Source organism: Nocardiopsis sp. TNDT3 (assembly GCF_003427465.1).
GTDB classification, from domain to species: Bacteria; Actinomycetota; Actinomycetes; order Streptosporangiales; family Streptosporangiaceae; genus Nocardiopsis; species Nocardiopsis dassonvillei.
On sequence record NZ_QPFC01000582.1, the window covers coordinates 1 to 6,202 of the forward strand.

12 protein-coding genes are annotated in these 6,202 nt (G+C 66.1%); all 12 read right to left on the reverse strand.

The window, feature by feature from the left end:
- The coding region (locus DQW06_RS14875; protein ID WP_198662451.1) for a nucleoside monophosphate kinase at positions 1-180 on the reverse strand (180 nt) is incomplete at its 3' end.
- Positions 181-1,494 (reverse strand): preprotein translocase subunit SecY, encoded by a 1,314-nt coding sequence (gene secY, locus DQW06_RS14880; protein ID WP_013156131.1) that lies wholly within the window; start codon positions 1,492-1,494, stop codon positions 181-183.
- 278 nt (positions 1,495-1,772) lie between these two features.
- Positions 1,773-2,237 (reverse strand): 50S ribosomal protein L15, encoded by a 465-nt coding sequence (gene rplO / locus DQW06_RS14885; protein WP_013156130.1) that lies wholly within the window; start codon positions 2,235-2,237, stop codon positions 1,773-1,775.
- Positions 2,234-2,419, reverse strand: a complete 186-nt coding sequence (rpmD, locus tag DQW06_RS14890; protein WP_013156129.1) for a 50S ribosomal protein L30 — start codon at positions 2,417-2,419, stop codon at positions 2,234-2,236. Before rpmD ends, rplO begins: the two co-directional genes overlap by 4 nt.
- 2 nt (positions 2,420-2,421) lie before the next feature.
- Complete coding sequence (gene rpsE, locus DQW06_RS14895) at positions 2,422-3,024, reverse strand: 30S ribosomal protein S5 (RefSeq protein ID WP_013156128.1); 603 nt, start codon at positions 3,022-3,024, stop codon at positions 2,422-2,424.
- Between the two features lie 49 nt (positions 3,025-3,073).
- A complete protein-coding gene (gene rplR / locus DQW06_RS14900; protein WP_013156127.1) occupies positions 3,074-3,454 on the reverse strand; it encodes a 50S ribosomal protein L18 in 381 nt (126 codons plus the stop codon).
- Positions 3,455-3,456: 2 nt separating this feature from the next.
- Positions 3,457-3,993, reverse strand: a complete 537-nt coding sequence (gene rplF / locus DQW06_RS14905) for a 50S ribosomal protein L6 (protein ID WP_013156126.1) — start codon at positions 3,991-3,993, stop codon at positions 3,457-3,459.
- 17 nt (positions 3,994-4,010) lie between these two features.
- Positions 4,011-4,409, reverse strand: a complete 399-nt coding sequence (gene rpsH, locus DQW06_RS14910) for a 30S ribosomal protein S8 (RefSeq protein ID WP_013156125.1) — start codon at positions 4,407-4,409, stop codon at positions 4,011-4,013.
- 270 nt (positions 4,410-4,679) lie between these two features.
- Positions 4,680-4,865 carry a type Z 30S ribosomal protein S14 gene (locus DQW06_RS14915; protein WP_013156124.1) on the reverse strand — a complete coding sequence of 62 codons (186 nt, stop codon included), beginning with the start codon at positions 4,863-4,865 and terminating at the stop codon, positions 4,680-4,682.
- A gap of 13 nt (positions 4,866-4,878) precedes the next feature.
- Positions 4,879-5,454, reverse strand: a complete 576-nt coding sequence (rplE, locus tag DQW06_RS14920; RefSeq protein ID WP_013156123.1) for a 50S ribosomal protein L5 — start codon at positions 5,452-5,454, stop codon at positions 4,879-4,881.
- A complete protein-coding gene (gene rplX / locus DQW06_RS14925; protein ID WP_013156122.1) occupies positions 5,454-5,759 on the reverse strand; it encodes a 50S ribosomal protein L24 in 306 nt (101 codons plus the stop codon). The genes rplE and rplX overlap by 1 nt, the downstream gene beginning before the upstream one ends.
- A 3-nt stretch (positions 5,760-5,762) precedes the next feature.
- The gene (gene rplN / locus DQW06_RS14930) at positions 5,763-6,131 is read right to left on the reverse strand and encodes a 50S ribosomal protein L14 (protein WP_013156121.1); all 369 of its coding nucleotides are present in this window, start codon (positions 6,129-6,131) and stop codon (positions 5,763-5,765) included.
- Positions 6,132-6,202: the final 71 nt, after the last annotated feature.

Sequence of the window (6,202 nt, forward strand, 5' to 3'; positions counted from 1 at the left end):
GGGGACGAGGTCACCGCGGTCCATGTACTCCTTGGCCTTCTTGCCGAGGTCGGTCTTGCCGCTGACGTTGGCCCGGAAGATGTCGCCCGTGGACACCTTGGGGATCGACAGCTCGGACGCGAGGATCTGGGCCTGGGTGCCCTTGCCGGCCCCAGGCGGCCCCACCAATACTGCTCGCATTTATCGCAGAAAACCTTCGTAGTTCCTCTGCTGGAGGTGACTCTCGATCTGCTTCACCGTGTCCAGCCCGACGCCGACCATGATCAGGATGCTCGTCCCTCCGAAGGGGAAGTTCGCACTGGCGCCGGTGGCGCCGAGGGCGACCATCGGCAGGAGAGCGATCACACCCAGGTACAGGGATCCGGGGGTCGTCAGCCTCGTCAGCACGTAGTCGAGGTACTCGGCGGTCGGACGCCCTGGTCGGATACCCGGGATGAACCCACCGTACTTCTTCATGTTGTCGGCGACCTCAGCGGGGTTGAAGGTAATCGCCACGTAGAAGAACGCGAAGCCGATGATCATGACGAAGAACGTCGCCATGTACACGGGGTGGGTGCCGGTGAGGAAGTAGTCCTGCACGAAGGTCACCACGGGATGGGTGGAGTCCTGTCCCATGAGTCCCACGAGCAGCTGCGGCAGGTACAGCAGCGAAGAGGCGAAGATCACGGGGATGATGCCCGCCTGGTTCACCTTCAGCGGGATGTAGGTCGAGCTGCCGCCGTACATGCGGCGGCCGACCATGCGCTTGGCGTACTGCACCGGGATGCGGCGCTGGGCCTGCTCCATGAAGACCACAGCGGTGATGAGCACCAGGCCGGCGATGCAGATGAGGGAGAAGACCCAGATCGAGCGCTCCTGGAACAGCGCGACCATGGAGGAGGGGAACATCGCGATGACCTGGGTGAAGATCAGCAGCGACATGCCGTTGCCCACGCCGCGCTCGGTGATGAGCTCGCCGAACCACATGATGATGGCGGTACCGGCCGTCATCGTGAAGACGATGGTCACCAGGGTGAGGATGTCCTGGTTGGGCATGTAGGAGCTGACCGGGATGGCCCCCTGGAACAGGGCGCCCGTCCGGGCCATGGCGACGATGCTGGTGGCCTGGAGGACACCGAGCATGAGCGTCAGGTAGCGGGTGTACTGGGTGATCTTGCTCTGTCCGGACTGGCCCTCCTTCTTGAGGGCCTCCAGACGGGGGATCACCACCGTGAGCAGGTTGATGATGATGCTCGCGGTGATGTACGGCATGACCCCGAGCGCGAACACCGCCAGTTGCAGCAGGGCACCGCCGCTGAACAGGTTGACGAGCGCGTACACACCGGACTGGTCCGAGGAGGTGATCGCCTCCATCTGGTCCCTGATCGCCGCGGAGTTGATACCCGGCGCCGGGATCACCGAGCCCAGACGGAAGATCGTCAGGATGAACAGTGTGAACAGCAGCTTGTTGCGCAGGTCGGGCGTGCGGAATGCACGAACGAACGCACCTAGCACGTCTCCTCCTGCGCAGCTTCGGCGGCGGAACGGGTTCCAGACATCGCGGCCGATCCTGAATCGTCGTAGAACGTCAGCTCCGGGCGGTCGCCCGTTGCTCGGAAGTATTCACAGTACGTCAAGCGATGAACTCAAACAGATGGCACTGTAACAGTGATCACTCGGCAGTTGAGTTCGTGAGTCATAACGATCACCGCTCACAACGCGTGGGGGCGTCCGCCAGCCGGTCCTAGACCTGCCGGGCGAACGCCCCCAGTCGCTCATCGCGGGGAAGACCCCTACAGCTCGGTGGTGGAGCCACCGGCGGCGGAGATCTTCTCCTTCGCCGAGGAGGAGAACGCGTGCGCGCTCACCTGCACGGCGACGGAGATCTCACCCGTGCCCAGCACCTTGACGGGCTGGTTCTTGCGAACCGCGCCCTTGGCGACCAGGCTCTCGACGGTGACCTCGCCACCCTCGGGGTAGAGCTCGCTCAGCCGGTCCAGGTTGACGACCTGGTAGGTCGTCTTGAACCGGGCGTTGCTGAAGCCCTTGAGCTTGGGCACCCGGCGGATGAGGGGCATCTGCCCGCCCTCGAAGCCGGGACGCACGGTGTTACGAGCCTTCGTGCCCTTGGTGCCGCGACCTGCGGTCTTGCCCTTGGACGCCTCGCCGCGACCCTTGCGGATCTTGGCCTTGTTGGAGCCCGGGGCGGGACGCAGGTGGTGCAGCTTGAGCAGCTCGTCGGGGTTGTAGTCGCTCATTCGGCAACCTCCTCGACAGAGACGAGGTGCGCGACGATCGTGATCTGCCCGCGAACCTCAGGGCGGTCCTCACGGACGGTGGACTTGCCGATCCGGCCCAGACCCAGCGACTGGAGAGCAGCGTGCTGCTTCACCTTGCCGCCGATCTTGGATCGGGTCTGCGTGATCTTGAGCTTGGCCATGGTCAGGCTCCTGCCTTCGCCTCAGCGCGAGCACGCAGCATGGCAGCCGGGGCGACGTCCTCGATCGGCAGGCCACGGCGGGCGGCGATCTCCTCGGGCTGGTTGATGCCCTTCAGAGCCGCCACGGTGGCGTGCACGATGTTCAGCGGGTTGGACGAGCCGAGCGACTTGCTCAGCACGTCGTGGATGCCAGCGCACTCCAGCACGGCGCGCACGGGGCCACCGGCGATAACGCCGGTACCCGGGGCGGCCGGACGGAGCAGGACGACGCCGGCCGCGTCCTCGCCCTGGACCCGGTGCACGATCGTGCCCTGGATGCGGGGGACGCGGAAGAAGTTCTTCTTCGCCTCCTCGACACCCTTGGCGATCGCGGCCGGGACCTCCTTGGCCTTGCCGTAACCGACACCGACCATGCCGTTGCCGTCACCGACGACGACCAGGGCGGTGAAGGAGAAGCGACGGCCGCCCTTGACGACCTTCGCGACCCGGTTGATGGTCACGACCTTCTCGATGTAGGAGACACCCTTGTCTGCGGCGCCGCCGCGGCGATCGTCACGGCGATCACGCCGCTCGCCACCGGCGCCGCGCCGCGGTGCTGCAGCCATCAGTGGTTCCTCTTCTCGTGGTTGATCTTGGCCGTTGCAGAGGTCATCGCTAGAACTCCAGCCCGCCCTCGCGCGCCGCGTCGGCGAGCTTGGCGATACGACCGGCGTACTGGTTGCCGCCGCGGTCGAAGACGACCGCGGAGACACCGGCGGCCTTGGCGCGCTCGGCGATGAGCTGACCGACCTTGACGGACTTGTCGGACTTGGTGCCCTCGTCGGCGCGCAGGTCGGCCTCGACGCTGGAGGCGGCGGCCAGGGTGTGACCCCTGGTGTCGTCGATCACCTGCGCGACGATGTGCTTGGAGGAGCGGAAGACGGCCAGGCGCGGACGCTCGGCGGTACCCACGACCTTCTTGCGGACGCGGAACTGGCGGCGCGCACGGGAGGTGGCGCGCTTGGTGGTCCGCTTGCGGCTCACGGTGCTACCCATGCCTACTTACCAGCCTTTCCGGCCTTGCGGCGGATGTGCTCACCCTGGTACCGCACGCCCTTGGCCTTGTACGGGTCAGGCTTACGCAGACCGCGGATGTTCGCGGCGACCTGGCCCACCAGCTGCTTGTCGATGCCCTCGACGTGGAGGATGGTCGGCTTCTCCACGCGGAAGCTGATGCCCGCGGGGGGCTCGACCACGACGGGGTGGCTGTAGCCCAGCGAGAACTCCAGGTTGGAGCCGCGGGCCTGGACGCGGTAACCCACGCCGTGGATCTCCAGCGTCTTGGTGTAGCCCTTGGCCACGCCCTCGACGAGGTTGGCGATGAGCGCACGGGTCAGACCGTGCAGCGAGCGGTTCTCCGGCTTGTCGTCCGGACGCGCCACCGTGACGACCCCGTCCTCCAGGGCCACGGTGATCGGCTCGGCGACGGTGTGCTTCAGCTCGCCCTTCGGACCCTTGACGGTGACGTCCTGCCCGTTAATCGTGACTTCGACGCCCTTGGGGACCGAGAGCGGCAGTCGACCGATTCGCGACATGCTTCAATCTCTCCCTGTTACCAGACGTAGGCGAGGACTTCGCCGCCCACGCCACGCTTCTTGGCCTGCTTTTCGGTCATCAGGCCGCCGGACGTCGAAATGATCGCCACGCCGAGGCCACCCAGCACCCGCGGCAGGTTCTCCTTCTTGGCGTACACCCGCAGACCGGGCTTGGAGACCCGGCGGATGCCCGCGATGGAACGCTCCCGGGTGGGGCCGTACTTCAGGTCCAGGACGAGGTTCTGGCCCACGGGGGCCTCCTCGGTCCGCCAGCCCTGAATGAAGCCCTCCTGCTGGAGGATCTCGGCGATGTGCGCCTTGATCTTGGAATACGGCATCGCCACGGTGTCGTGGTAAGCCGAATTCGCGTTGCGCAGACGCGTGAGCATGTCTGCGATCGGGTCGGTCATCGTCATGGCCGACTGGCCCTTCCTCACCGCGGTTTCCGAGTGCGGGCTTTCCCAGAGCCTGCCCTTGCGCGGGTACTCCCGCGAAGGTGCACAAACGGACCTACGGCGTGGTCGTGGGCACCGCGGTCCCCTTCGGGACTGCCGTGCCCTGGTGGTTGGATGTTGCCGGACCGTGCCGCATCGTGCGGTCACGGACGCTGTACGCGCCGAGGATGGCGCTTCGGGGGGCCGACTCCGTGCGCCCAGGGGTGGGCGAACGGTCGGCCCCGCCGGAAACTACCAGCTCGACTTGGTGATACCGGGCAGCTCGCCCCGGTGGGCCATCTCACGGAAGCAGATACGGCACAGGCCGAACTTCCGGAAGACGGCGCGCGGGCGGCCGCACCGCGAGCATCGAGTATACGCGCGAACGCCGAACTTCGGCTTCCGCTGCGACTTCGCGATCAGGGACTTCTTGGCCATGTGTGCTTACCCCTCAGGCTTCCTTGAACGGGAAACCGAGCCGCTTGAGCAGGCTGCGGCCCTGTTCGTCGCTCGTGGCGGTGGTGACGACCGTGATGTCCATCCCACGCTGCCGGTCGACCTTGTCCGGGTCCACCTCGTGGAACATGACCTGCTCGGTCAGCCCGAAGGTGTAGTTGCCGTTCCCGTCGAACTGCTTCGGGGACAGGCCACGGAAGTCCCGGATACGGGGCAGGGCCAGGGAGAGCAGCCGGTCGAGGAACTCCCACATCCGGTCGCCGCGCAGCGTGACGCTGGCGCCGATCGGCTGGCCCTCGCGCAGCTTGAACTGCGCGATGGAGTTCTTGGCCCGGTTGATCCGCGGCTTCTGGCCGGTGATCGCCGACAGGTCGGCGATCGCGCCCTGGATCAGCTTCGCGTCACGAGCCGCCTCGCCAACACCCATGTTGACCACGATCTTCGTCAGACCGGGGACCTGCATGATGTTGCCGATGCCGTGCTCCTCCTTGAGGGCGGCAACGATCTCGTTACGGTACTTCTCCTTGAGCCGCGGCATCGGAGGGGCGGTGATGTCGTTGGTAACCGTCATCAGATGTCCTTACCGGTGCGGCGGGAGACGCGAACCTTGGTTCCGTCTTCCTCGAAGCGGTAGCCGACCCGGGTGGCCTTGCCGTCCTCCACGAGCGCGACGTTGCTCACGTGGATCGGGGCCTCCTTGGTGACGACCTCGCCCTGCTGGCCGCCCGCCGGGTTGGCCTTCCTGTGCTTCTTGACCAGGTTGACGCCCTCGACAACGACACGGTCTTCCTTCGGCAGGGCCTTGACGACCTTGCCGGTGGCACCCCGGTTCTTGCCGGCGAGAACGATGACCTCGTCGCCAGATTTGATCTTCATCGCTTAGAGCACCTCCGGCGCCAGCGAAATGATGCGCATGTACTTCTTGTCACGCAGCTCGCGGCCGACCGGGCCGAAGATGCGGGTGCCTCGCGGGTCCCCACCGTCCTTGATGAGCACGGCAGCGTTCTCATCGAAGCGGATGTAGGAGCCGTCGGGCCGGCGGCGCTCCTTGACGGTGCGCACGACAACGGCCTTGACGACGTCGCCCTTCTTGACTCCAGCGCCAGGCAGGGCGTCCTTCACCGTGGCGACGATCGTGTCGCCGATCCCGGCGTAGCGCCGACCCGAGCCACCGAGAACACGGATGGTGAGGATCTCCTTGGCACCCGTGTTGTCGGCGACCTTGAGTCGCGACTCCTGCTGAATCACGTCTGCTCCTGATGTGATGCGTGCGGTCCACTGCCGCACGGCTAGGTGGTCTCACCCCCGGGATCGGGGGG